A 23,925-nucleotide genomic window follows, 5' to 3' on the forward strand; every position below is an offset into this window, starting at 1 on the left:
CAGGCTGAAACAGGAGGTTAAAAGTGGCATCCATAGACGTAAACCAGATATCAAAAGGTATGAAGCTGGAAATAAATGGCGACCCTTACGAAATAGTTGACTACCAGCACGTTAAACCAGGAAAAGGGCAGGCTTTTGCAAGAATAAAGCTAAAAAATCTCAGAACGGGGAACGTGGTTGAGAAAACTTACAAGGTTGGTGAAAAGCTTGAAGTAGCTGACTTTGAAGAGAAGGAAATGGAATACCTGTACAACGATGGAACATTCTACTATTTTATGGATACAAGAACATATGAGCAGATTCCGGTACCGGCAGAAAACTTAGGTGAAAAAGCAAAATTCCTTAAGGAAAATGATACCGTCCAGGTTCAATTCTACAAAGGAGAACCCCTATCTGTAAAACTTCCCAAAACGGTAATCCTCCAGGTTACAGAAACAGAACCAGGATTTAAAGGAGATACGGTAAATAACGTTCTCAAACCTGCTACTCTTGAAACAGGCGCAGTTGTTCAGGTTCCAACGTTCATAAACGTTGGAGAGTACGTGAAGATTGACACCGAAACAGGTAAGTACCTTGAGAGAGTTAACAAGTAATTTCGGAGGCTATTGTGATAGAAAAAATTGAAAATCTTTTAAAATCTCTTGAAAACAGCAGCATAGAAGAAGTTGAAATAGAGCTTGAAGGTCTCAAGGTAAAAGCCCGCTATTGCCGTCAAAAGACTTCTCCACCTGTAACGGTTGAAAGAGTTGTAGAAACAACAGTAGCATCGGCGCCAGCGGAACCCGCAAAGCCAGTAGCTGAAACACCGGAACCAGCAGAAAACATTCACATTGTTCGCTCACCAATTGTTGGAACATTCTATAGAGCACCTTCTCCAGGTGCCGAACCGTTTGTAAAAGAAGGGGATTTTGTTGAAAAGGGACAGACCCTTTGCATAATCGAAGCTCTAAAAGTTATGAACGAAATAGAATCCGACATATCAGGAAGAGTAGTAAAGATACTTGTAGAAAACGGACAACCTGTTGAATTTGACCAACCGCTCTTCTACATAGAGAAAGTGTAAACCGGAGTAGTCTATGTTTAAAAAAATCCTGATAGCAAATAGAGGTGAAATAGCCGTTAGAATAATAAGAACCTGCCGCGAGCTTGGAATAAAAACGGTAGCTGTCTATTCAACCGCTGATAAAGACTCTCTACCTGTATTCCTTGCTGATGAAGCCATCTGTATAGGAAGTGAACGCCCTGCGGCAAGCTACCTTAATATTCCAGCCATCATATCGGCAGCCGAAGTTTCAGGTGCTGACGCCATTCATCCAGGCTACGGTTTCCTGTCTGAAAACCCCGGATTTGCAGAGGTGTGCAGAGCCTGCGGCGTTGAATTTATAGGACCATCTTCTGAAACGATGATAACGATGGGAGACAAAGCACAGGCAAGAGCAATAGCCCGGAAAGCTGGAATTCCAGTAGTTCCCGGCAGTGAAGCGACAAAGGACCCTGCAAAGATTCTTGAATTTGCAAAAAAGATAGGGTTTCCCGTTCTCATTAAAGCTGCCCACGGTGGTGGCGGCAGAGGTATGCGCGTCGTAGAATCAGAAGAAGGTGCAGAAGAAATAATCAGAACGGCAATGGCAGAAGCAGAAGCTGCTTTTGGCAACGGAGAAGTTTACGTAGAAAAGCTAATTTTACACCCAAGACACATAGAAATACAGATCATAGCAGACAGGCATGGAAATATAACTGTTTTCGGTGAAAGAGAATGTTCCCTTCAAAGGAGACATCAAAAGGTGCTTGAAGAATCCCCTTCACCTTTTGTAGATGAAACTTTAAGGAAGAAACTTTATGAAGCTGCAAGAAAACTTGCGTTAGCAATTAAATATGAAGGTGCAGGAACCGTAGAATTTTTAGTTGATAAAGATAAAAACTTTTACTTTATAGAAATGAATACAAGAATTCAGGTCGAACATCCAGTATCTGAAATGGTAACAGGAAAAGACCTTATAGCTCTTCAAATAAAAGCTGCTGAAGGCGAAAAACTTGAAATGGCAGATCCAAAATTAAACGGTCACGCAATTGAATTCAGGATCAATGCCGAAGATTACAAGAGGAATTTCAGACCATCTCCAGGAAAAATAGAGAAACTGCTTTTACCTGGAGGATTTGGTGTAAGGGTCGATACACACGTTTATGAAGGCTATTCAATACCGCCTTACTACGATTCTCTCATAGCCAAGCTAATCGTTCACGGTGAAACAAGAGAAGAAACAATAATTCGTGGAAAGAGAGCTCTATCAGAATTTTTTATAGAAGGAAATCTTAAAACGACCATCCCGTTTCACCTTAAGCTGGTGGAAGATGAAGATTTCGTTAAAGGAAACCTTGACACAAAGATATTAGAAGATAAAATTTTAGGTAGGATAGTTTCTAATTAAGTAAGTAAGAAATATAAGTTATTTGTAATCATTTCAGAAGGGTATTTAGTTGGATAGTGTGCTACATGGCCGTTTTTATCTTCTTTTTTTCTATTTTTTAAATCCAAATACTATTCAGGAGGTGTAATGTCCGCCGCTGCCAAACATGAAATGGTAAAAAACTGGATTCGACAGTACTTGAAAGAATTCGGCGAATATAACGGAACATTCGAGGAGCTTGCCAACTTAACAAAAACAAGTGCCTATCTTGTTAAAAAAGCCATAAATGAACTTGAAGAAGAAGATTTCTTAACGGCAGAATCCAAAAGAGGCAAGGGTTTAACACTCAAGCTGAATGAAAAAGAGCCTATAAAGGAGACAATTTCCGAAACGGCAGAGAAAATTGCCGAAGAAGAAAAAGAAACAAAAGAAACAGGAGAAACAAAAACAGAAAAGAAAAAGAGAAAAACGTCCCTTCAGGACGAAGTGCTTTCATCTCTCCTTGGAAAAGACATAACTGTCTTTCTGATAAGCGGAACAAGGTTAGAAGGCCAGCTTCTTGACTTTGATAACTTCACCCTCTCTATGACGGCACCAAAAGGCAGATCATTAGTTTACAAACACGCAATAGCAACGATAATATACGGATGAACAGGATGAGAAGACACAAAACTCTTGAAGAACTGCAACTTGAGCTCATAGAAATGCTTGAAGAAAAAGGTGAATTCAGAGGCTCTGTTTCAGAATTTATGAAGCTGTTAGATGTAAAGCAGGAGGTGGTAATTCCTCTCCTGAACAGCTTAAAGGCCTCCGGTGACATAAACTACGAGGTTAATGGTGAAGATATCATAATCAGACCTGCCTCTTTTGCAACCGTACCGCAAATACTTACAGAAGAGCAAGAAAAAGAGATAAACGAAAAACTCAAAGAAGGATACAGGTTAGTTGCATCGTCACTCCTTGGAGGCGTTCAGAGTAGAACACTGAGGAATCTCATTAATAAAAGGGTTATTGTATTCTTTAGAAACGGCTCAAAAGTTGAAGGTAAACTCAAAGGATTTGATAGGTATGTCCTCAGAATCAACTCATTCATGGGGAAAATGTTAGTCTATAAGCACGCCATAACAACAATAATATATAAGCCGTAGAGGCTCAAAACCTCTACGGCCAACTTAATTATCTGCTACCTACCTTCATATTGTGGCAGGTCATACAATCCATCTTTGTCTTGTAAATACCAGGAGCACTCACGGGTTTAAAGGTTCCATTATGGTAAGCGTTAAGAAGTTCTACGGTCTTTTTCGCAACATCGGCGGTTAGCCTTGCACACCTTTCAGACCTTGCCTTGCTGTCATAGGCAAAACCTGTCTTCTCTATCCACTTCATAACGGAAACGTGACAGAGAGGTGATGTTGCAATACTTGCCGCAAAAGCCCCTTTATATTTGGCAGGATGCTTCGGATAATAGATTGGAAGCGGTGTTTCTTCATACCATCTGTAAAGAGCGTCAATCACCTTCTTCCAGCCTTTACAAGAGATAGAGATAATGGCGGCAGCACCGTTTAAAGTACCACAAATGGTTCCCCAGCCGTTTATACCACCTTTCCCGTATTCAAATAGTTCTCCCGGAATACCAAGATAAGGACCACCTACGCTCTCTTTAAGCGTATCAAGAATTGATGCAAAAACACCATAGGCGCAGTGGCCTTTTAAATAATATCTGTAGGCTTTCTCAGCTATCATATCAGGATCTATAGGCTTATAAGGATAAGGTGGTTCCATCTTTTTAGAACCTGCAACTGCGGCAGCGCCTGAAAGGCCGCCAACAACAAGACCGGCAGTTCCAATAAGGCTTTTTACGATGAATTCTCTTCTTTTGTTACCCATAATTCCCTCCCTTATTTTATCTTATTTTCTTTTATTATAGTACTTTTTACCGCAGAAAGAATAACCGCTCGGTTTAATATTTTTAAAATTGCTCCATTAACTACTGCAAAAGATTATTTAATAGAAACGATAATTAAGTAAACCGGCGAAAAAGAAAATAAATTTAATATTTTAAATTCCGCAATAATTTTATTTTTTTCACTTTTGAAGCTTTACGTCAAAATAATCCCTCAATCCATCACCCAAAAGGTTAAAGGCAACTATAACCAGAAATATCGCAACCCCGGGAGCAAGGAGCCAGGGAAAAGTGGTAAGCTTAGTAACGTTTTGAGCTTCGGCAAGCATATTTCCCCAGGAAGGATAGGGTTCCTGAACACCAAGACCTATCAAACTCAATGCAGACTCCCCGAGAATGTATCCTGGAATAGATAGAGTTGCAGCAACAACAATATAAGAAAGAGTATTTGGAATTACGTGTTTCCTCACAATGTAAAAACTGCTTCCTCCCATCACCTTAGCCGCCTTCACAAAATCGTTTTCCCTTATAGAGAGAGCCATACCTCTAACAACACGGGCAAGCCCCGTCCAGCCAAGGAGCGAAAGAATAGCCACAATAATGAAAAAGACAGCAATACTCGGCATATCAACGGGAAACATGGAACGCAGTGCAAGTAAAAGATAAAAAGAAGGAAAAACCATCAAAAGTTCAACTATCCTCATCGTGACAGTATCAACTATACCGCCGTAATAACCAGCTATTGAACCTATTACAAGTCCAAGAGAAAAAGAGATGGCAACACCTATTAAACCTATGGTCAAGGAAATCCTCGTTCCGTAAATGAGCCTTGAAAAAATATCTCTACCGACACGGTCAGTTCCTAAAAGGAAAATCTTTCCAGGTGCCTTTACCCCAAATAGATGAAGATCTGTCTTTATAAAACCAAATATGTAGTGAGGTTCCCCTCTGACGAAAAATTCAACAGGATAGGTCTCGTTCCAGCAGGTAGTATAGACTTTAAAAACGGGATCTACTAATTTATGACCATAGACAAAGGGTCTTAAATGAAAATGACCTTCTCTGTCAAAAAAGTGAATAGGTGTTGGAGGCTGGTAAGGATTGTGTCTAAACTGAATATCGTAGGGATACGGCGCAATAAAATCTGCAAAAATGGCAATGAAATAGAGAAAAATGAGAAAAACAAAGGCAACAAAACCCGGTTTATGCTTTCTATAAAGTCCTTCTAAAAACTTCCTCACCTTCTACCCTCTACTTCCCTTTCCCGTATCCTCGGATCGTTAAGTGCAAGTAAAACATCAGCAATAAGATTTCCCACAACGAGCATTATGCCTCCTATGTAGAGCGCCCCCATAACTACAAAAAGATCCTGAGACATAACCGCTTCAAACATCAATCTTCCCATTCCCGGCCATGCGGTGATTATCTCAATCAGGGCAGCACCTGAAAGGAGGCCTGCTATGTCAAAACCTATCAGCGTTATAAACGGATTCATTGCATTTTTTAGAACGTGTTTAAAGAGAATAACTCTGTATGGAAGACCCTTCGCAACGGCAAGTTTAACATAATCTTTCTCAAGTTCATCAATCACGGTTCCCCTCACCAAACGAACAAGACCCGAAATACTACCGACAACCATTGCCGTAAGGGGAATCACCATATGCTTCAATCTATCAAGTATCTTTCCTGCTAAACTGAGCTTATCGTAATTTTGAGAAACAACACCGCCAATAGGAAGAAGCCCTGTCTTAGCAGCGAAAAACATTAGAAGAAACGCAACAAAGAAACTTGGAATTGAGAGTCCTACAAGAGAAATCGAAGTTATAATTCTGTCCAAAATTTTGTTCCTGTAAAAAGCAGCAATTATTCCAAGGGGTACAGCAAGCATCCAGGTAACAAAAAAGGCCGTAACTGTAAGAGACAGGGTGTTACCAATTCTACCGGCAATGAGAGAAATAACAGGTCTGTGGTACGCAAAAGAGTACCCAAGATTAAAGTGAATGGCGTTCCACAGCCAGAAGAAGTACTGTTTAATAACAGGCTGATCAAGACCGTAGCTTTTTCTAAGAGCCTCAATAGTCTCTTTTGAAATGGAAGGATTCATCTTCAAAGAGGTTAAAAAATCACCAGGGGCAAGTTTAATAATGAGAAAAGAAACAAAAGTCATTCCAAGGATAAGAGGTATCAGGTGAAGAAGCCTCTTTAAAATGTATTTAACCATCCTTAAACCTTAAGAAGGGGCAAAAGCCCCGAAAGTTACTTTCTAACGTATTCTGTTACTACCTGATTGCCACACTGAAAGACTCTCTTAATTTCATACTTTTTAACAAGCTCAAGCTTTTTAAAACCTTCACCGGAAACAAGGGAAGGAACGTTATCACCGCCTACAACAACAGGAAGGTGAATAAGCCTTATCTCATCAACAAGATCATTTTTAATAAGTTCCCAGTTAACCTTTGAACCACCTTCAACCATCAACTTTTTAATACCGTGTCTGTAAAGTTCTGGCAGAAGTGCCACAAAATCAACTTTATCTTTTCCTGCAACTATCACATCAGCACCTTTAGCCTTAATAGCCTCTACCCTATCTTTAGGTGCCCTCTCACTTACAGCAATGATTGTAGGTGCCTTCTCAACGTTTAAAACGTTTGAATCAAGCGGGATATCAGCAGTTGAAGCGGGAATAATCCTCGTGGGATTCTCACCTTCCACATACCTTACCGTAAGGTTTGGATTGTCTATTCTAACGGTATTGGAACCAACCATAATACCATCACATTCTGCTCTTATCTCGTGAAGGTATCTATTTGCCTCTTCGTCCATCAACTTCATTATCTCTTTACTTGAAACGCCCTCATCAAGGGTTAACTTTCCATCAATAGTAACTTCAGAAACTATCATAACGTAAGGTCTTTCCATAATTTACTCCTCGTACTCTCTTCCGTAGTGTTTGTAAAGGTAAAGAATCCTCTGCATAAGTGACATAAAGCTCATAACACCAATAAACTCAATCCCGTACTTTAAAACAGCGTGGTTAAACGGATAAAGGATGGAAGCGATAAAGAGTGTTATAAACGTTTCCGGTCTCCCAAAAAATCCTGTGCTCTCAAGGGGATCTTTTATCTTCCCTGTCTCCCTCACCTGATACCCGATCTCCGAATAAACAACAGGTTTAATAAACGTGTGGAGCATTGATACAACAACCACAAACAGGGCTATCCAGTTGCCTGCGTACTTTAAAGCAACGCTGCCAAGTACAAATCCATCAACCCACTTATCTGCAATCCAGTCAAAAACGGCACCAAACTTTGTTGCCTTCCTGTTGTTAACGGCAACGTAACCGTCACACAGGTCAAGAATACCTGAACAGAAAAGCAGAAAAGCACCAATAACAGGATGGCCCTTATAATAGACAAAAGCGGCTATCGTTCCCAATATCAGCGCTGCAAGCGTAATAACATTGGGATGAACATTTGCCTTCGCAAAGGCATACCCAAACGGCGAGTACAGTTTCTTCAACACATCTCTTTTGCTTGTTATATTCATTATTTACTGCCTCTTTTTACGGTTTTCCTACACCTTCATACTTTTCTGTGTATCTTCTTACTATGGAAGGTTCCCATAGGTTCCTTCCATCAATTATAACCTTATTCCTGAACCTTTCAAAATCAACGTCTTTAAACTCTAACCACTCTGTTACAAGCAACAGAGCATCAGCATCATCAAGTGCTTCATATTTATCCTCTACAAATATAAGCTTTTCAGGATATTTTTGTAGTTCCTCTTTAAAAACTTTTTTAGCGTTTTCGATAGCAACAGGGTCGTAAGCCTTAACTGTGGCACCTTCTGACAGAATCTTTCTGATAATTGGAATTGATGGCGCTTCCCTCATATCGTCGGTGTCCGGCTTAAAGGCAAGCCCCCAAACTGCAACAGTTAAAGCTGAAAGAGAAGGATAGTACTTTTTAAGCTTCTCTACAGGTATTAGCTTCTGTCTCTCATTTACATCAAGAGTAGCCTCAAGAAGTTCAGGTTCAACATCAAGTTGCTTGGCAGTATAAACAAGAGCCTTAACATCTTTTGGAAAACAACTGCCGCCAAAACCACAACCGGCATTTAAAAAGTGTGGACTAATTCTGTGGTCAAGTCCCATACCCCTTGCAACAACAGTAACGTCAGCCCCGGCTCTTTCACAAATGTTGGCTATCTCATTGATAAAAGATATCTTCGTAGCTAAAAATGAGTTTGAAGCGTACTTAATCATTTCAGCAGTCGGAAGGTCTGTAATAATCATTGCAGGCTGAAGCTTTTCATAAAGAGATGCCACCATGCCGGCGTAATCTCTGTTATCGGCACCAACAACGACCCTGTCAGGTTTCATAAAGTCTTCCACTGCTTTGCCTTCCCTCAAAAACTCAGGGTTGGAAACAACCTCAAACCGTTTTTCAGGCTCTTCTATTCCCTTTTCCCTTAAAAGGTCTGCTATAAACTTTTTAGCCCACCTTCCAGTACCTACGGGAACGGTTGACTTATTAACGATAATCTTAAAATCATCTTGCTCTATTTGCTCAACTATGCTTCTGTAGGCGCTTTCAACGTACGAAAGATCTGCCGAACCATCCTCCCGTGACGGTGTGCCAACTGCAATAAATATGAAATCTGAATTTTTAACGGCATAAGCATAATCGGTTGTAAACTCAATATTTCCATTGTCTATTGCCTGCCTCAAAATTTTATCAAGACCCGGTTCGTATATGGGAACTTCCCCCTTTTTTAGCCTCTCTATCTTATACGGGTCAATATCAAGTCCTATCACTTTATGTCCTAAGTAGGCAAAACACGCACCGGATACAAGACCGACATAACCGGTTCCAATTACCGCTATCCTTTTTGACATCTTTTAGCCTCCTTTAAAGCTAATCCGTATAAAAGCCCAAGTTCACTAACGGTTATTTTCTTTACCCCAAACACTCTGCAGAAAACTTTAAAAAACGCAAGACCGGGAACTATAACATCTGCCCTTCCTTCTTCCAGACCGACAATTTTCTTTCTTTCCTCAACAGAAACAGAAGAAACCCTTTCATACCACTTATCTATAAGCTCACAGGTTACAGGATAACCGTGAACCTTTTCTGGATCGTAAACAGTCATGGCCTCTTCCATTGCAACAACAGAAGTAATCGTACCACCAACGCCAAAAACCTCAAAGGGAAACTCTATGCCAGCCCTTTTCTTAAAACCTTTCAGCTGCTCTTCAATAAATACTTCAAGGGACAGGAGCTCTTCTTTAGCAGGCGGGTCACTCTTTATAAATTTTTCAAGAAGAACGACAACGCCAAACTTTAAACTCTCATAGTAGATAAGCTCTTCACCTTTCCCATAAGCTATTTCTGTACTCCCACCGCCAAGATCAACTGTAATAGCCGGAACGGAAGGCTTAAAGTACGAAACATTGGCTATATAAACAAGCTCCGCTTCCTCTCTGTCTGAAAGAATTTCAATATCAATACCTAAAGCTTTTACCTGCTTTAAAAACTCATCTGCATTTTTAGCAAGACGGGCAGCTTCCGTCGTAACGGCAACAACCTTTTCAACGCTGAATTCTTCTATTTTTCGCTTAAACTCTTTAAGGACAGCAACCGTTCTCTCCATACTCTCTTTGCTTATATAGCCGGTCTGTTTAACCCCCTGCCCCAACCTTGTGACCTTTCCTGTTTTATAGAGGGTCTCAACGGTACCGTCTTTCACTTCTGCAATAAGAATACGCGTTGAGTTCGTTCCTATGTCTATTGTGGCTATTCTCAATCTTATCCCCGCAAACGATATAATTTAAAGGTGTCTTGCAATTTTACCACGAGGAGAAAGAAAAATGTTTACAGGAATAGTTGAAGAGATTGGAAAAATAAAAGAGGTCAAGCGTTCAGGTAAAGATGCAATACTAACGGTAAAGTGTTCAAAAGTAATTGAGGAAACAAAAGAGGGAGACAGCATAGCGGTAAACGGCATCTGTCTTACCGTAACGGAGATAAAAAACAACGAGCTCTCTTTTGATGTCTCTTTTGAAACGATAAATAAAACATCTTTTAAATACCTGAAAGCCGGCGATCCTGTAAACCTTGAAAGGGCGGTGAAAGTGAACGACCGACTCGGAGGACATATACTTCAGGGACACGTTGATACCGTAAGTAAAGTCTTATCCGTAAAAAAGGTAGAAAGAAGTTATCTGTTCACGTTCAAGCTTCCACCGGAATTTAAGCATCTTGTTGTCAAAAAAGGCTCAATAGGCATTGACGGCATCAGTCTTACAATTGCAGACCTTTATCCTGACAGCTTTTCCGTTGCCGTCATTCCAACAACCTTCAGTGAAACGACTCTCCAGTTCAAACGGCCGGGAACAGTTGTAAACCTTGAATTTGACATTATAGGAAAGTATGTGGAAAGAGTAATAGAAAGCAGGATAAAATTGTAAAATAGTATGGCTAAAATTTGACGTGAGGAGTCCAGAATGAAAGAAAAGTTTTATGTAACAACCCCTATTTATTATGTTAACGACATTCCCCACCTGGGACATGCATATACCACAACAGCTGCAGACATAATCGCAAGATTTGAAAGATTCTGCGGAAAAGACGTCTTTTTCCTCACAGGCACAGACGAACACGGTTTAAAGATTCAGAAAGCTGCTGAAAAGAAAGGATTATCACCAAAAGAGTTTGTTGATTCTCTCGTTCCAAGATTTAAAGAACTCTGGGAAAAACTAAACATTTCCTACAACAGATTTATCAGAACAACCGACGAAGATCACATAAAAGCCGTTCAGCACATATTCATGAAGTGCTACGAAAACGGTGACATTTATCTTGGCGAATACGAAGGATGGTACTGTGTTCCGTGTGAAACCTACTACACGGAAAAAGATCTCCTTGAAGGTAACCTCTGTCCTATGTGTAAAAGACCGGTTGAAAAGGTAAAAGAGGAATCCTATTTCTTCCGTCTATCAAAATATGAAGACAAACTGCTTAAACTTTACGAAGAAAATCCCGATTTTATCAAGCCGGACTTTAGAAGAAACGAGATAATAAACTTCGTAAAGCAGGGATTAAAGGACCTTTCTATAAGCAGAACCAGCTTCACGTGGGGCATTCCCGTGCCTGTAAATGAAAAGCATGTTATATATGTCTGGTTCGATGCCCTCACGAACTACCTGACAGCCGTCGGCTACCCTGATAACATGGAAAGGGTTTACCGCTACTGGCCGGCAGACCTTCACCTCGTCGGAAAGGACATCCTGAGATTCCACACCGTCTATTGGCCTGCATTTCTCATGTCAGCAGGTCTTGACGTTCCAAAAGAGGTCTTTGCTCACGGATGGTGGACTGTTGAAGGCGAAAAGATGAGTAAATCAAAGGGAAATGTTGTTAACCCTTACGAATTGGTTGAAAAGTTCGGTGTTGATCAGGTGAGATTCTTCATGTTCAGAGAGGTAACATTCGGATTAGACGGAGATTTTTCATACTCAAAGCTCGTTGCAAGAATAAACGGAGAGCTGGCAAATGACCTCGGCAACCTTTTCAACAGAACATTATCCATGATTAAAAAATACAGAAACGGCATTATTCCAGAACCTTCAGGAAATGAAGATGACCTCGACGCAAAAATTGGAAAAAAGGCAGTTGCAACAGTTGAAAAACTGAAGGAATTTATACCTAAAGGCGAACTTACAAAAGCTTTAGACGAAATATGGCAGTTTATAAACTTTGTTAACCTATATATAGACAGAAGAGCACCCTGGAGTCTCAACAAAGAGGGCAAAGAAGAACTTAACAGAGTCCTCTACAACATGGCTGAAGCTTTAAGGTTCATAACCGCTTTTGTATATCCCTATATGCCTTCATCAGCTGAAAAGATGGCAACCATGCTAAACCTCGGCAAGAAAGCTTCCGAATTATCTGTTGAAGAATTCACAAAGTGGGGAGGATTGGAAGCTGGAAAAGAGATTGGAAAGCCTGAAATACTCTTCCCACGAATAGAATACGCAGACGGCGAAGTTAAATTGGCAAAAACCAAAAAAGGTTAAGCTGAAGGGCGGCACTGCCGCCCTTCAAAGTACAAACTCTCTTTCTTTTTCAGGTCTCTTTAAATCGTCAAGCCACCCTGCACTGGGCGTAAGAATCCTTTTGAAAAGTTTTCCAACCTTTCTGTAATCCTTTGCCTGATGATATTTAAGATATATCTCTTTCCCGATTATACCGACTATCTCTATTTTCCCCGTTTTGTGGGACATAATGTACTTAAAACGCTTTCCAAAACCGTCAAGTTTTTGTTTTGCCTTTTCAATAATTTCGTATCCGGCTTTAAGAGGCACCTGAAAATGGCTTTTAACCCTCTTAACAGGACGGCACTGAAAGACGTAGTAGGGGAGAACATTTATAGAAACAAGAGACTTCATCAGTGAAGAGAGAATTTCTGGATCATCATTAACACCCTTTAAAAGAACTGTCTGATTGCTGACAACGACACCTGAACGAGTCAGTACTCTAACGGCCTGTGCCGCTTCCTCGGTAACTTCCCTCTCATGGTTAAAGTGAGTAACAACGTAGAGGGCTTTCTCTTTTGAAAACTTATCAAAAATAGAAAGTAGTTTACTATCGTCGTAAATTCTTTCCGGGTAAAAAACAGGAATGCGAGTTCCAATCCTTACAAATTTCAGGTGAGGAACCTTTTTTAGTTCCTTCAAAAAGTAATCAATAACTTCTGTGGGAAGTGTTAAAGGGTCACCACCAGAAATGAGAACATTTGTTATTTCTCCGTGCTCCTTTATATAATCAACGGCCATATCAAAGATTTTGACCGTTTCTTCCGTGGGAATACCAACCATCCTCTTTCTGAAACAGTGTCTGCAGTAGCCTGCACATCTGTTTGTAACGAGCAAAAGAGCAGTTTCTCGATACTTGTGTTGAAGACCTGTAATTACTGTGTTCTCTTTCTCACCACTGGTGTCATAGGAACCTGAAACGTTAAGTTCATCAACTGACGGAAAAACTATCTTTTTCAAAGGGTCGTCTGGATTATTCCAGTCTATCAACTCAGCGTAATAAGAGGAAATAAACATAGGATGTTTTTCAATAATCTTTTTAAGTTTACCTTTGTTCTCAAAAGTAACGCCAAATCGGGACTCTATCTCCTCAAGAGATGAAAATCCCGGTATTTTCAAATTGACCTCCTTCAAAAAGGATTTTCTAAAAATCGGGACAAGTGATTGAGCGGCAATCTATATAAAAATTTAAGAATAGAAGACTGAGCTGTCAAGGGCTTATAAGGGAAAGGGCTGAAACCTTAAAAACCTGTTACATCAGGCTTTGCCTTTTATAATATCAACAAGGGCAGGACCCACCTCAACAAGTCCAAGTTCCGTAATATTCATCACGTGAATGCGTGTATCGTGACCACACATTCTGCAACCGTCTATTCTGAACAACCTTACAATATCGCCAAATTCAACTTTGTAGTTCTGAGCCCTCGTTTTTGAAAGAACAATCTCTTTTGAAAGAACCATCGTGCAGTCAACAATATGCCCAACGGCGTAACCACCGGCAGCCTCTGCAGAAAGTTCTTCGTGTCCGCTCCTTTTCTGGGAAACAAATATCGCAGTCTGATACCATTTTTTCATAAAGTTAAAAAACGCTCTCACAACAGACCTTGCCAGCATCTCTTTCGACTCAAAAAGTCCCGTAATTGAATCTATAACTGTCCTGTGAACCTTGTAGGTTCTATAAACGTAGGCGAGGGTATCAAGCATAGTAGGAATGTCATCCCTCAATCTTGAGTTACTTGCAGCATCTATAAGGATAATGTTGTTCTCTATTTCTTCAAACTCAACGCCCATTGCTGCAGACCTCTCTTTTAGAGAAGCAGCAACAAAAGAGGCAGGACTTTCAACGGTAATAAAGCAAACCTTCTGTCCCAAAGAAGCCTGTTTTATAGTAAACTGTTCAGCAATTAAACTCTTACCTGTATCCGGCATGCCTGTCAGGTTTACGACGCAGTATTCAGGAATACCTCCAAGGGACTTTTTAACAGGCTTTCCTTCTTTCCATTCAACGGTAAAGAACAGGTCATCAAGCCCCTTAACACCTGTTGGAACACCTTTTAATTCAGGCGCCTTTTCCATCGCTTCCTTCAGAAGATAAACGTTATCCTTCATAACCTGCGGTTCTCTTTCTCTGAAATAATCCCCCATGGTTTTCCCCCGCTATCAATCTACTTTTTTATAAATATATTCCACATTCGTCGCGCTTTCCTGAAGAATGTAATCTTTCAAAAAAGGAAAGAGATCTTTAATCCCTTTGTTTATCTTTACCACAACCCTTTTCCTTGCCACCCTTTCAGCCTCTCTTAGCGTTTCCGGTTCAATAAAATCTTTAACCGCAACTTCCCTAAAAGGCTGCATAACGTCACATTTCCATTTCGGCTTTATGAACATCGGCGAAAAATAGACAATATCAAACGATTTATCCGGCAAATTTCTAAGAAATTCTCTATTATCTCCGACGTTTACCTCAACCCTCCTGAAAGCTCTTTCGGCAACCGAAAGCTTACCTTTCGGTACGTAAGTTTTTAGTCCCCTCCTGACAATCTCTGCTATTACTGGATCCTTCTCTACACCAACGACCCTTTCCCCGGAAACAAAAGCAGAAATAACAGCATCCTGAGCAAGACCAAGATTACAATCAAGGACAGTATCACCCTCTTTTAAATCCATTGCCTCAATCATTGCTTCCTTACCTGTTTTCAGGTAATTTAAAAGGCGTATCTTCAAAAGGCCCGGATGGAAAAAGAGTTTATTACCCTTAAGCGTATGAAGAACAAGGCCTTCTGATGTTACAACGAGAACATTTTTCCCATAGCGCTTTTTAAAACTTTCGATAGTATTGTGGCGCCTGGTTACGTAAGAAGTTTCAAACTTCCTTGCAAGTTTTTTAGCTTCCTCTATAATCTCTAATGAAGGTCTCTTTTCCGTCGTAACTATAACTTCCAAAACTTCCTCCTTAAGAGGTAAAAATTATGAACATAAAGATTATAAGCCTTGAAACGATAGATTCCACAAATGAATATTTGAAAAGGGAAAGTCACAAACCTATTACTGTCGTTACCGCTAATCACCAGACCGGCGGGAAGGGAAGGCGAGGCAGAAAGTGGATATCACCGCCGGGAAAAGGACTTTACGTATCGTTCCTATTTGAAAAGCCAAAAAACTTCTCAAACGTTCAAATAGTCAGTCTATCAACGGCCGTTGCAGTTGCAAAAACGTTGAACACTCTAAAGAAAGGTTTCAGGATAAAGTGGCCTAACGATATTCTATTTAACGGCAAAAAGGTGTGCGGTATCCTGCCGGAACTCTCAGGAAACAGAATCATCGTAGGGATAGGAGTGAATCTTTTACACTCAAGAGAAGAACTGAAAGAAACAGAATATCCTGCAACCTCTCTAAAACTTGAAGAGGTTGACTTTGATAGAGAAACGCTGACCCTCAGTTTAGTGGAAAGCGTCGTAAACTATTTTGATAAAACTGTAAAAGGAACGTTTGAAACGAAGGAGTTTGAATCTCTATCGATTGTAAAACCGGGCAGCAGGATAATTGTTAAAAAACAGGATGGAATAGAAAAGGTAACCGCCCTCGGTATTGATAGAGAAGGCTGCCTGATTGTTGAAAAAGATGGAAAAGTAGAAAGACTTTTCTCTGCAGAGATAAGTGTAAGATTTTGAATTTTTGCACAAATGCAAAAACTTAGAGGGAGCCGGAAGGATGTCAGAATTGTTAAGGCAATGAAAATAAGGCATTTAATCTATGTTAAAGAAAACCGTTAATAGTGGCATGCAAATTGCTATATATTCAGGGAGTAAAAACGCAAGGAGATGATAAGAGAATGCAGATTTACCAGCAAACTATAGAGAGAGAAATAACATTTAGTGGTATCGGCCTTCACACGGGAAAGAAGGTAAATGTAAGAATCGTTCCGGCTCCCGTCAACACGGGAATAATTTTCGTCAGGAATGATATCCCTTCCCTACCTGAAATAAAGGTTTCACCTGAAAACACAACGCAGCTCTTTTATGCCACAAACCTTGAAAAGGACGGTGTTATCGTCAAAACCGTAGAACATCTCCTTGCAGCTCTTTCTGCTTTCGGCATCGATAACCTTTACATATACATTGATAGCGAAGAGGTACCGATACTTGACGGAAGTTCCGCACCTTACATATACCTGTTTGAAAACGCAGGCATAAGAAAGCAGAACAGAAAAAGAAAGTACCTGAAGCTAAAAGAACACGTAGAAGTAAAACACGAAGACAAATACATAACTGCAAAGCCTTCAGATGTTTTATCAATAAAGAACACAATATCTTTCAACCATACGTATAAAAAAGTTCGTTACCAGACAATAGAGTACGTTCATTCACTTAAAAACTTTGAAAAACTACTATCAAAGGCAAGAACCTTCTGCTTTGTTGAAGAAGTTGAATGGCTTAAATCAAAAGGACTTGCAAGAGGCGGGAGCCTTGACAACGCGATAGTGATAGACAAGTACGATATTCTTAACCCAACAGGATTGAGAATGGAAAACGAATTTGTGGCGCACAAAACACTTGACCTGGTTGGCGATCTCTACATACTTGGACATCCTCTCCTTGCAGATATAGAAGCCTATAAAACGGGACACGCACTAAACGCTGCCTTTGTGAGGAAGATTTATGAAGAAAAACTCTACGAAGTGGTGGAATTTGAAGAGGAAAACGAAAAAGAAAGATCCCTAACATTAAATCCAGATACGCTGGAAAATTTACAGGCCGAATAATAAGTTTTTTCAATCCTAAAACACTTAATTTATATGCTTCACAAATTTATAGGCAACATAAAACCGTCTTTTTATCTTTTCTTTCAATATAAATTTCTCTTCCGACAAACTTAAAAGCTCTTCTCCTGACAAACTATCAGGATCCCCCGATTGTTCAACGACAACAAATCTTCCACCGGGCTTCAAAACTTTCCATACCGAAGAAAAAAGTTTCTCTCTATCGAGAACCTCACCTAAAACGGCAACACAAAACACAATATCAAAACTGTTTTCAGGAAATGGAAGGGAAACAGCATCACAAACTTTAAAAGAAACGTTATCAACGTTCATTCTTTTCAATTTATCTCTCGCCTTTTCCACCATTTCCTTTTGAATGTCAACAGCACAGAAAAATCCCGAATCACCAATACGCTTTGCCACTTCAGATGTAAAATATCCGGGACCACATCCTATCTCAAGAACAGATGAATCCTCTTTAAAATCAAGAAAGTTGGCAATATCAACAGGCGAAATGAAAAACTTCCTGAAAGGAACTGTAAGCAGGAAAGAAAGCTGATAGGGATAAAGGCCCTTACCTGTAAATCTGCGAAAAATATCTTTTAAAAGTTTTATCCTTTTCATTCACCGCTCATTCAATATCTTCAACAGCTAAAGGTGTCATGAACCACTCTAAAAAGAACCTCCCATCCTTTTTAACAACCTTTGCAACACCACCCTTTTTAAACTTTATCCGGGAAGGATTTATACAGACAAGCTCGTTTAAAAAGATGGAAAGGTCAGGCTGATGTGCAACGATAGCAATATCTCCGTCAAACTTTTTCAAAACCTTCAAGTAATCGTCAACATCGGCATCGGGAAACAGAAGCTCCGTTGTTTTAACATCTGCTCCGATAACATCGGAAAGTATCTGTGCCGTCTCAAGTGCCCTTGCGCAGGGACTTGAAACAATTGTAAGTTTTTCCGGAAACAGATTCTTTATCCTCTCAGCAAATGCCCTGAATTCTTTCCGTCCCTTTTCCTTCAAAGGCCTGTCACAGTCATCGCCTTTCCAGTTTTCTCTATCAACAGCCTTTGCATGTCTTATCAGAAAAATCTCCCTCATACTTTAACCTCCCTTATCCACTTCTCAAAATACTCCTGAGAGTTAAAGTCTCTCTTTTCAGGACGGATATAATCACCTGTTGGCGTAAGTATCCTGACCTTTGCCGTATCTTTAAGCTGGATTTCAAGAATCTTTTTAAGGAAAGATTTAAGCTCCGAATTCTCAATTGCCACCATCGTTTCTATTCTACGGTGGAAGTTCCGGGGCATCCAGTCAGCACTGCTTATGTATATCTCTTCATTACCACCGTTTTTAAAGTAAAAGATTCTTGCATGTTCAAGGTATTTGCCCACAATACTTATTACCTTTATGTTTTCACTTACACCTTCTATTCCCGGCTTCAGACAACAGATTCCCCTGACGATAAGGTCTATCTTCACACCTTTTTGAGAAGCCCTGTAAAGCGCCCTGATAACTTCAGGGTCCACAAGAGAGTTCATCTTTGCAACGATCCTTCCCTCTTTTCCTGCCTCCGCTTCTCTCTCTATCAGCTGAAGGATTTTTCTTTTAAGAGTAACGGGAGACATGTAAATTTTGCTAAGTTCCGGCGGATGGAAGTAGCCGGTTATAACGTTGAAAAGCTTTGAAACATCCTTGCCAATCACAGGATCAGTGGTGAGAAAACCAATGTCTGAATAGATTTTGGCCGTGGCAACGTTGTAGTTGCCTGTTCCTATGTGAACGTAACGTTTGAGTGTATCATCTTCCCGCCTCACTATCATCAAAAGTTTAGCGTGAGTTTTAAGTCCCGGAATTCCATAAACTACATGAACGCCCTCCTCTTCAAGCTGTTTAGCCCACGTAATATTGCTCTCCTCATCAAATCTCGCCTTTATCTCAACAACGGCAACCACCTCTTTTCCGTTCTGCGCAGCTTTTTTAAGGGCTTCAACTATCGGCGAATTTTTACCAACCCTGTAGAGAGTCTGCTTAATAGCAAGAACGTTGGGATCTTCTGCCGCCTCTTCAACAAGCTCAACAACAGGATCTATCGATTCGTAAGGATGGAAAAGAACAAATTCTTTCATCTTCAGAGCAGAAAAGATATCAATATTAAAAGCACCAGGATAAAACGGCGTATATATTGGAAACTTAAGCTCCGGCCTGTCAATGGTTTCGTAAACGCTCCAGAGATCGGAAAGGTTAAGAGGAATGTTAAGCGAAAATACATCTTCCTCGTTCAGTTCAAGCTCATCTTTTAAAAAATTAAGCATATACTCAGAACAGTTGTTTATCTCAAGTCTAACAGGCTTTCCAAAACGCCTCTTTCTTATTCCCTTTTCTACCTCTTCCAAAAGGTCATCTGCTTCGTCTTCCTGAATAACGATGTCAGCATCCCTTGTAATCCTTATTGTTGCAACATCTGCAATATTCTGTTCAGGAAATAAGCTTTCTATGTGATGGATAATCAAATCTTCAAGAAGAACGTAATGAATTTCCTTATCGTCCTCTTTTAGTTTTATAAATCTCGGCAAATTCTTCGGCACGGGAACAAGACCAAACTTTAACTCTTCCTCGTGAATTTCAACGATAACGTTAAAGCTTAAATTTGAAAGGTGAGGAAACGGGTGGGTTATGTCCACTGCAAGTGGTGTTAAAACAGGATAGACAAACTCGTAAAAGTATCTGTCTGCAATTTTTTTTAAGGTTTTGTTGAGCTTTCCGTAACGGTGAAAATAGATAGAATTGCCTTTAAGCTCCCTGACAAGCTTCCTGTATTGAACCTCAACGTTTTTTAACAAACTTTTAGTTCTTGCAGAAACTTTCTTTAACTGCTCCTTCGGTGTCAAACCGTCAGGTGACGGACGATTAATACCTGCAGAAATCTGCTGCTTTAAACCGGCAACTCTTATCATGAAAAATTCATCAAGATTTGTGAAAAATATTGCAAGAAACTTCAGCCTTTCAAGAAGTGGATTTGTTTCGTCTTCAGCCTCTTCAAGAACTCTGCGATTAAACTCAAGCCAGCTTAACTCCCTGTTTATCAGTAACTTCGGACTTGACAGGTCTATTTCTTTTCTCACCTTTTATCACCCTTTCGTAAATTATTCCTTCTCTGATACCGTATTTTGAAATTACAAGCTCTTTACAATTAAATATATCCATAATCTGCAAAGCAACCACGGAAGCCGTTAAGACCGTTTTCGTTCTCTCAATGGAAATCTTGTATTTAAAGGCGAGCTCTGCAGGAGACAATTTTTTTATTTCCTTCACAGCATCTTTTAAAAGTTTCTTTTTTACTTTTCTTTTTCCTGTTATTTTTTTTATCGCCCTTATGCTTCCGCCAATCCCGACAAGCCTTGATGATTCTCCAAAAAGGCTTTTATCTGGCGCAACGCCTCTTTTAACCTTTTCTCTTATACATTTAATATCATACTTTCCGGTTTCTTGAGAGAGGCAGTCCTTAAATTCAAGTGTTCCAAGGGGATAACTTTTGCACCTTTCTATATGGCGATTTTTTATTCTGCAGAGTTCAAGACTTCCACCGCCTATATCAAACGTGAGAAAAGTTTTATACTTAACATCAGCAAGTGCACCAAGAGTTGAATAGTAAGCCTCTGCCTCTCCCGAAAGAATCTCTATGTCAAACAGGTCTTTCATCCTTTCAAGAAATTCCTGACGATTCTTTATCTCTCTTATAACAAAAGTGGCAAAAGCTATAGTCTCATCCGGCTGGAAAAAAGAAATTTTCTCTTTAAAAGATTCAAGGGCAATACGTGCTTTTAAAAAGCCTTCTTCTGTAAGATAGCCACTTTCATCAACACAATTAAGGAGCCGGGCATAAACCGACTCCTTGTAAACCTCCTTAAACTTCTTCTTCCCAACATCAACTCTATAAACGGCAAGTTTTATAGTGTTTGAACCTATATCAATAACAGCTACACTTTTCAAATCATCATCCATTCAGGTATTTAAGGCACTCTTCTACTTCCCATCTACTACCAAGAATAACAGGAACTCTTTGATGGAGCTCCTGAGGAACAACATCAAGTATCGGTTCTCTGCCGGTCGTTGCTAATCCACCGGCATTTTCAACTATAAAGGACATAGGATTAGCCTCATAAAGAAGTCTCAGCTTTCCATTCCTGTTTTTAACATCGGCAGGATAGATAAATATACCGCCTTTAAAAAGCGTCCTGTGAACGTCGGCAACCATTGAACCAACATATCTTAAAGTATATTTCTGATTTTTAAGAGAATCTATAAACTTTCTCAGGCCATCTTCTGTCCACTTGTGGTAGTTTGCTTCGTTTATTGAGTAAATTTTTCCCTTTTCAGGCATTCTAAAGTTATCCTTAACAAGGATAAAGTTACCACTTTCAGGATCAAGGCAGAAAACAGAAACGGAACCTTTAAAGGCAAGGACAAGCATCGTACTTGGTCCATATATAACGTAACCGGCCGCTATCTGTTCCCTTCCCGGCTTTTTAACATCTTCCTTCTGAATGGAAAAGATAGTGCCTATGCTAACGTTAACATCAATGTTTGAAGAACCGTCAAGAGGATCAAAAGCTATGGAATAGCCGGTATCCGAAAGGACAAGGCAGTCTTCAACCTCTTCAGAGGCAAGCATGCACGCCTTTCCCGTACATTTAAGCGTTTCAAGAATAATCTCGTTGGCAAGCTCGTCAAGTTTCTGAACCTCTTCACCCTGAACGTTAGTTTTTTGAGCCGAACCAAGAATGTCAAGCAGTGCCGCCTTCCTCACCTTTCCTGAAATGGTCTTTGCCGCAGAGGCTATTTCGTTAACTACCAAAACAAGGTTGTCGTCTATAGCCGGGTTTTCAACAGCTTTCTGAAACAGGTAAGTTGTTAAAGGAATCATAGCTACCTCCGCTAAATCTTTTTGAGCGTCTCCGTAAACGCCTCTTTAATCTCATCCTGATCAAGCTCGAAATTAGCCCTCTCTTTACTATCTACTACCGCAATAATAGCCGATTCTGAACTTAAATTGTAAACAGCGTAGATAAACTTCACGCCCATATTAATAATCATATCCACAAAGGTATCACCACAAATAGCCAGCACAGATTCTGTAAACACATCAAAAGAATCCTTCAGGTTAATTGAAATATCCTCAACACTACCCTCTATTTTAAAAACGCCGTCCTTGTCAAAAAGAAAGATTGCATCAATGGCACCCTCTGAAAAAATACGAGAACAGGTCTCTAAAAGTTCTTTAAAATTTGAAACGGAAGGTTTTTCTCCGGATTTTATCTTGGAAAGGTTCGCCATAACCTCCTGAACTGCCTCTCTCTCTATTTGAAGATTTTCAAAAATAGACATAAGCTTCGAAAAATCACAATCAATGTTTTCATCAACTCTACCTTTAAGGGGCTGCAGATCGAGGCTTTGAACAATGTCTGCTTCTTTTATTATTTCTTTCAACGCTTCTTCACCAACAAGGTCTTCAACTGCATCTGAATACTTTACAGATACGATAGAACCATTCTTTACAGCAATAGTACCTTTACCGTTAGCAGTCTTAAGATAAATCTGCCAGCTCCCGCCAGTCCCTATAAGACCGAAGAGTATCTCTTCAAGTTTCATTTCGCTCTTTCCTCTTCTCTAAAATAGTTTCAAGCTCTCCGGCAACAGACTTTAACCAGAAAGAAAGCTTGGTCATCATCTTATCGGTGGAGAAGTTTGAGGAAGTCGCTGTCGGGTCACATATCCATATAAGATATATGTCAAAATCCAAACAAGCTCTTTTTAAAATAAAAATTTCTTCCATCGATTCGGTTCTATAAGCAACAACTTCTGGCAATTTAAAAGGCCTATCTTTAAAAGAAGCATTGGATTTTTCATGAAACTTTAAAATGGTATCGTAAATTCTAACGCAATAAGGGAAAAGCCTCTCTATTTTATAGTAAGGATTTTTCACTTTTGAATAAATAGTAAGGCCTTCTGAGGAAACAATTGCGTGACCTATCCATTCACCTGTCTCTATTTCTTCAGATTTTTTTTCAAAAAGCTCCGCAATGGTTTTTATCTTTTTTTCCTCAACATTGAAAAATTTTTTTAGAAAACCAAACATAAATACTCCTCTCCGTTTTTTATTTTCATCGTTAAACATCAACAAGAAGTTTTCTAAGATTCCACTATACGCAAATTATAGCATTAATAATTTCTTAAGAAAATCTCTCCAGTTACCTCCCGGTATCTCAATGTAACTTTTACTATCAACGAAGCAGGGATTCAGAATATAGACCCATGCATCTACAAAATCACCATAGGGCAAAAGCCTGACAGGTCTTATAGTCCTTATGTAAAGACTTCTCTCCGGGAAAGCCTCAAAAAAATCTTCAAAAAAATCTATGGCTTTCAGAGTTAGGGTATCCACCTGGTACAGTTCACCAAACACTCTACCATCTCCATCAACAACCGCAGGATAACCGTCGTCAAGATGCAACAATCGTGCACCGTACAAAACACCGTATCCAATAAACTGATTGTCAGAGAGAAAAACGTTAGCTGAGAACCCGGACATAAGCGTTCCATAAACAAACAGGAGCTGGAACATCCCATTCCCCATTAATTAAATTGCATTTTCTATTTTACTCCCATAGCATAAGAGACTCAAGAGAAAAAAAGCAAATAACTACCCTTATGTGACCAAAATTAAAAGGCCCCACACAATTGTGTGGGGCCCCA

27 protein-coding genes are annotated in these 23,925 nt (G+C 39.8%); 9 read left to right on the top strand and 18 right to left on the bottom strand.

The features are described from left to right. Window positions 1–23: 23 nt before the first annotated feature. From efp to H153_RS0104515, 5 genes are all read left to right on the top strand, one after another. A complete protein-coding gene (efp, locus tag H153_RS0104495; protein ID WP_022846955.1) occupies window positions 24–593 on the top strand; it encodes an elongation factor P in 570 nt (189 codons plus the stop codon). 14 nt (window positions 594–607) lie between these two features. After that, window positions 608–1,063 (top strand): acetyl-CoA carboxylase biotin carboxyl carrier protein, encoded by a 456-nt coding sequence (gene accB, locus H153_RS0104500; protein WP_022846956.1) that lies wholly within the window; start codon window positions 608–610, stop codon window positions 1,061–1,063. A gap of 13 nt (window positions 1,064–1,076) precedes the next feature. Beyond that, entirely contained in the window at window positions 1,077–2,429 is a 1,353-nt protein-coding gene (gene accC / locus H153_RS0104505; RefSeq protein WP_022846957.1) for an acetyl-CoA carboxylase biotin carboxylase subunit, read from the top strand. 126 nt (window positions 2,430–2,555) lie between these two features. After that, complete coding sequence (locus H153_RS09305; RefSeq protein WP_022846958.1) at window positions 2,556–3,059, top strand: RNA chaperone Hfq; 504 nt, start codon at window positions 2,556–2,558, stop codon at window positions 3,057–3,059. A gap of 5 nt (window positions 3,060–3,064) precedes the next feature. Beyond that, window positions 3,065–3,556, top strand: coding sequence for an RNA chaperone Hfq (locus H153_RS0104515; protein ID WP_022846959.1), 492 nt, complete (start codon window positions 3,065–3,067; stop codon window positions 3,554–3,556). Between the two features lie 28 nt (window positions 3,557–3,584). On the opposite strand, the gene H153_RS09310 is transcribed toward H153_RS0104515, so the two are convergent. The 7 genes from H153_RS09310 to H153_RS0104550 all read right to left on the bottom strand — a co-directional run bounded on the left by H153_RS09310 (window position 3,585) and on the right by H153_RS0104550 (window position 10,116). Further along, complete coding sequence (locus tag H153_RS09310) at window positions 3,585–4,295, bottom strand: C-GCAxxG-C-C family protein (protein ID WP_022846960.1); 711 nt, start codon at window positions 4,293–4,295, stop codon at window positions 3,585–3,587. Between the two features lie 198 nt (window positions 4,296–4,493). Beyond that, window positions 4,494–5,552, bottom strand: coding sequence for an ABC transporter permease (locus H153_RS0104525; protein WP_022846961.1), 1,059 nt, complete (start codon window positions 5,550–5,552; stop codon window positions 4,494–4,496). After that, complete coding sequence (locus H153_RS0104530) at window positions 5,549–6,532, bottom strand: ABC transporter permease (RefSeq protein WP_022846962.1); 984 nt, start codon at window positions 6,530–6,532, stop codon at window positions 5,549–5,551. Before H153_RS0104530 ends, H153_RS0104525 begins: the two co-directional genes overlap by 4 nt. Window positions 6,533–6,567: 35 nt before the next feature. Continuing rightward, window positions 6,568–7,230, bottom strand: coding sequence for a dihydrofolate reductase family protein (locus H153_RS0104535; protein WP_022846963.1), 663 nt, complete (start codon window positions 7,228–7,230; stop codon window positions 6,568–6,570). Between the two features lie 3 nt (window positions 7,231–7,233). Beyond that, entirely contained in the window at window positions 7,234–7,857 is a 624-nt protein-coding gene (locus H153_RS0104540) for a CDP-alcohol phosphatidyltransferase family protein (RefSeq protein WP_022846964.1), read from the bottom strand. Window positions 7,858–7,873: 16 nt separating this feature from the next. Then, window positions 7,874–9,208: a UDP-glucose/GDP-mannose dehydrogenase family protein gene (locus H153_RS0104545; protein ID WP_022846965.1), complete on the bottom strand. Its 1,335-nt coding sequence runs from the start codon at window positions 9,206–9,208 to the stop codon at window positions 7,874–7,876. Next, the gene (locus tag H153_RS0104550) at window positions 9,193–10,116 is read right to left on the bottom strand and encodes a Ppx/GppA phosphatase family protein (protein WP_022846966.1); all 924 of its coding nucleotides are present in this window, start codon (window positions 10,114–10,116) and stop codon (window positions 9,193–9,195) included. Before H153_RS0104550 ends, H153_RS0104545 begins: the two co-directional genes overlap by 16 nt. A 64-nt stretch (window positions 10,117–10,180) precedes the next feature. Between H153_RS0104550 and H153_RS0104555 the strand changes: the two genes are divergently transcribed. Together H153_RS0104555 and metG are read left to right on the top strand one after the other, a co-directional pair. Next, window positions 10,181–10,780 (top strand): riboflavin synthase, encoded by a 600-nt coding sequence (locus tag H153_RS0104555; protein WP_022846967.1) that lies wholly within the window; start codon window positions 10,181–10,183, stop codon window positions 10,778–10,780. A 36-nt stretch (window positions 10,781–10,816) separates the two neighbouring features. Continuing rightward, a complete protein-coding gene (metG, locus tag H153_RS0104560; protein WP_022846968.1) occupies window positions 10,817–12,388 on the top strand; it encodes a methionine--tRNA ligase in 1,572 nt (523 codons plus the stop codon). Between the two features lie 24 nt (window positions 12,389–12,412). Here metG and H153_RS0104565 read toward each other — a convergent pair whose 3' ends face one another. The 3 genes from H153_RS0104565 to H153_RS0104575 all read right to left on the bottom strand — a co-directional run bounded on the left by H153_RS0104565 (window position 12,413) and on the right by H153_RS0104575 (window position 15,349). Continuing rightward, window positions 12,413–13,525: a KamA family radical SAM protein gene (locus H153_RS0104565; RefSeq protein ID WP_022846969.1), complete on the bottom strand. Its 1,113-nt coding sequence runs from the start codon at window positions 13,523–13,525 to the stop codon at window positions 12,413–12,415. 138 nt (window positions 13,526–13,663) lie between these two features. Next, window positions 13,664–14,551, bottom strand: coding sequence for a KaiC domain-containing protein (locus tag H153_RS0104570; protein ID WP_022846970.1), 888 nt, complete (start codon window positions 14,549–14,551; stop codon window positions 13,664–13,666). A 15-nt stretch (window positions 14,552–14,566) separates the two neighbouring features. After that, window positions 14,567–15,349 (bottom strand): class I SAM-dependent methyltransferase, encoded by a 783-nt coding sequence (locus tag H153_RS0104575; protein ID WP_022846971.1) that lies wholly within the window; start codon window positions 15,347–15,349, stop codon window positions 14,567–14,569. Window positions 15,350–15,375: 26 nt separating this feature from the next. Between H153_RS0104575 and H153_RS0104580 the strand changes: the two genes are divergently transcribed. Further along, entirely contained in the window at window positions 15,376–16,077 is a 702-nt protein-coding gene (locus H153_RS0104580; protein WP_022846972.1) for a biotin--[acetyl-CoA-carboxylase] ligase, read from the top strand. Window positions 16,078–16,238: 161 nt separating this feature from the next. After that, complete coding sequence (gene lpxC, locus H153_RS09315) at window positions 16,239–17,168, top strand: UDP-3-O-acyl-N-acetylglucosamine deacetylase (protein WP_022846973.1); 930 nt, start codon at window positions 16,239–16,241, stop codon at window positions 17,166–17,168. Window positions 17,169–17,192: 24 nt separating this feature from the next. Here lpxC and H153_RS0104590 read toward each other — a convergent pair whose 3' ends face one another. The 8 genes from H153_RS0104590 to H153_RS09325 form a co-directional block, all read right to left on the bottom strand. Continuing rightward, a complete protein-coding gene (locus H153_RS0104590; RefSeq protein ID WP_022846974.1) occupies window positions 17,193–17,789 on the bottom strand; it encodes a class I SAM-dependent methyltransferase in 597 nt (198 codons plus the stop codon). Window positions 17,790–17,796: 7 nt separating this feature from the next. Then, entirely contained in the window at window positions 17,797–18,270 is a 474-nt protein-coding gene (gene sixA / locus H153_RS0104595) for a phosphohistidine phosphatase SixA (protein WP_022846975.1), read from the bottom strand. Beyond that, a complete protein-coding gene (gene ppk1 / locus H153_RS0104600; protein ID WP_027720014.1) occupies window positions 18,267–20,294 on the bottom strand; it encodes a polyphosphate kinase 1 in 2,028 nt (675 codons plus the stop codon). Before ppk1 ends, sixA begins: the two co-directional genes overlap by 4 nt. Further along, window positions 20,230–21,162, bottom strand: coding sequence for a hypothetical protein (locus H153_RS09320; protein WP_081638847.1), 933 nt, complete (start codon window positions 21,160–21,162; stop codon window positions 20,230–20,232). The genes ppk1 and H153_RS09320 overlap by 65 nt, the downstream gene beginning before the upstream one ends. A 4-nt stretch (window positions 21,163–21,166) precedes the next feature. Further along, window positions 21,167–22,096: a class 1 fructose-bisphosphatase gene (fbp, locus tag H153_RS0104610; protein WP_022846977.1), complete on the bottom strand. Its 930-nt coding sequence runs from the start codon at window positions 22,094–22,096 to the stop codon at window positions 21,167–21,169. A gap of 11 nt (window positions 22,097–22,107) precedes the next feature. Beyond that, a complete protein-coding gene (locus tag H153_RS0104615; RefSeq protein WP_022846978.1) occupies window positions 22,108–22,821 on the bottom strand; it encodes a hypothetical protein in 714 nt (237 codons plus the stop codon). Next, the gene (locus H153_RS0104620) at window positions 22,811–23,308 is read right to left on the bottom strand and encodes a hypothetical protein (RefSeq protein WP_022846979.1); all 498 of its coding nucleotides are present in this window, start codon (window positions 23,306–23,308) and stop codon (window positions 22,811–22,813) included. Before H153_RS0104620 ends, H153_RS0104615 begins: the two co-directional genes overlap by 11 nt. A 75-nt stretch (window positions 23,309–23,383) precedes the next feature. Further along, the gene (locus H153_RS09325; protein ID WP_022846980.1) at window positions 23,384–23,794 is read right to left on the bottom strand and encodes a gamma-glutamylcyclotransferase family protein; all 411 of its coding nucleotides are present in this window, start codon (window positions 23,792–23,794) and stop codon (window positions 23,384–23,386) included. Window positions 23,795–23,925 lie beyond the last annotated feature (131 nt).

This window comes from Desulfurobacterium sp. TC5-1 (assembly GCF_000421485.1).
Taxonomy (GTDB): Bacteria; Aquificota; Aquificia; order Desulfurobacteriales; family Desulfurobacteriaceae; genus Desulfurobacterium_A.

Excerpts from the sequence above, each read along its gene's own strand:
- accC (WP_022846957.1), top strand. The coding sequence starts at position 1,077 with ATGTTTAAAAAAATCCTGATAGCAAATAGAGGTGAAATAGCCGTTAGA.
- H153_RS09305 (WP_022846958.1), top strand. The coding sequence starts at position 2,556 with ATGTCCGCCGCTGCCAAACATGAAATGGTAAAAAACTGGATTCGACAG.
- H153_RS0104515 (WP_022846959.1), top strand. The coding sequence starts at position 3,065 with ATGAGAAGACACAAAACTCTTGAAGAACTGCAACTTGAGCTCATAGAA.
- H153_RS09310 (WP_022846960.1), bottom strand. The coding sequence starts at position 4,295 with ATGGGTAACAAAAGAAGAGAATTCATCGTAAAAAGCCTTATTGGAACT.
- H153_RS0104530 (WP_022846962.1), bottom strand. The coding sequence starts at position 6,532 with ATGGTTAAATACATTTTAAAGAGGCTTCTTCACCTGATACCTCTTATC.
- H153_RS0104535 (WP_022846963.1), bottom strand. The coding sequence starts at position 7,230 with ATGGAAAGACCTTACGTTATGATAGTTTCTGAAGTTACTATTGATGGA.
- H153_RS0104540 (WP_022846964.1), bottom strand. The coding sequence starts at position 7,857 with ATGAATATAACAAGCAAAAGAGATGTGTTGAAGAAACTGTACTCGCCG.
- H153_RS0104545 (WP_022846965.1), bottom strand. The coding sequence starts at position 9,208 with ATGTCAAAAAGGATAGCGGTAATTGGAACCGGTTATGTCGGTCTTGTA.
- H153_RS0104555 (WP_022846967.1), top strand. The coding sequence starts at position 10,181 with ATGTTTACAGGAATAGTTGAAGAGATTGGAAAAATAAAAGAGGTCAAG.
- metG (WP_022846968.1), top strand. The coding sequence starts at position 10,817 with ATGAAAGAAAAGTTTTATGTAACAACCCCTATTTATTATGTTAACGAC.
- H153_RS0104570 (WP_022846970.1), bottom strand. The coding sequence starts at position 14,551 with ATGGGGGATTATTTCAGAGAAAGAGAACCGCAGGTTATGAAGGATAAC.
- H153_RS0104580 (WP_022846972.1), top strand. The coding sequence starts at position 15,376 with ATGAACATAAAGATTATAAGCCTTGAAACGATAGATTCCACAAATGAA.
- lpxC (WP_022846973.1), top strand. The coding sequence starts at position 16,239 with ATGCAGATTTACCAGCAAACTATAGAGAGAGAAATAACATTTAGTGGT.
- H153_RS0104590 (WP_022846974.1), bottom strand. The coding sequence starts at position 17,789 with ATGAAAAGGATAAAACTTTTAAAAGATATTTTTCGCAGATTTACAGGT.
- sixA (WP_022846975.1), bottom strand. The coding sequence starts at position 18,270 with ATGAGGGAGATTTTTCTGATAAGACATGCAAAGGCTGTTGATAGAGAA.
- fbp (WP_022846977.1), bottom strand. The coding sequence starts at position 22,096 with ATGATTCCTTTAACAACTTACCTGTTTCAGAAAGCTGTTGAAAACCCG.
- H153_RS0104615 (WP_022846978.1), bottom strand. The coding sequence starts at position 22,821 with ATGAAACTTGAAGAGATACTCTTCGGTCTTATAGGGACTGGCGGGAGC.
- H153_RS0104620 (WP_022846979.1), bottom strand. The coding sequence starts at position 23,308 with ATGTTTGGTTTTCTAAAAAAATTTTTCAATGTTGAGGAAAAAAAGATA.
- H153_RS09325 (WP_022846980.1), bottom strand. The coding sequence starts at position 23,794 with ATGTTCCAGCTCCTGTTTGTTTATGGAACGCTTATGTCCGGGTTCTCA.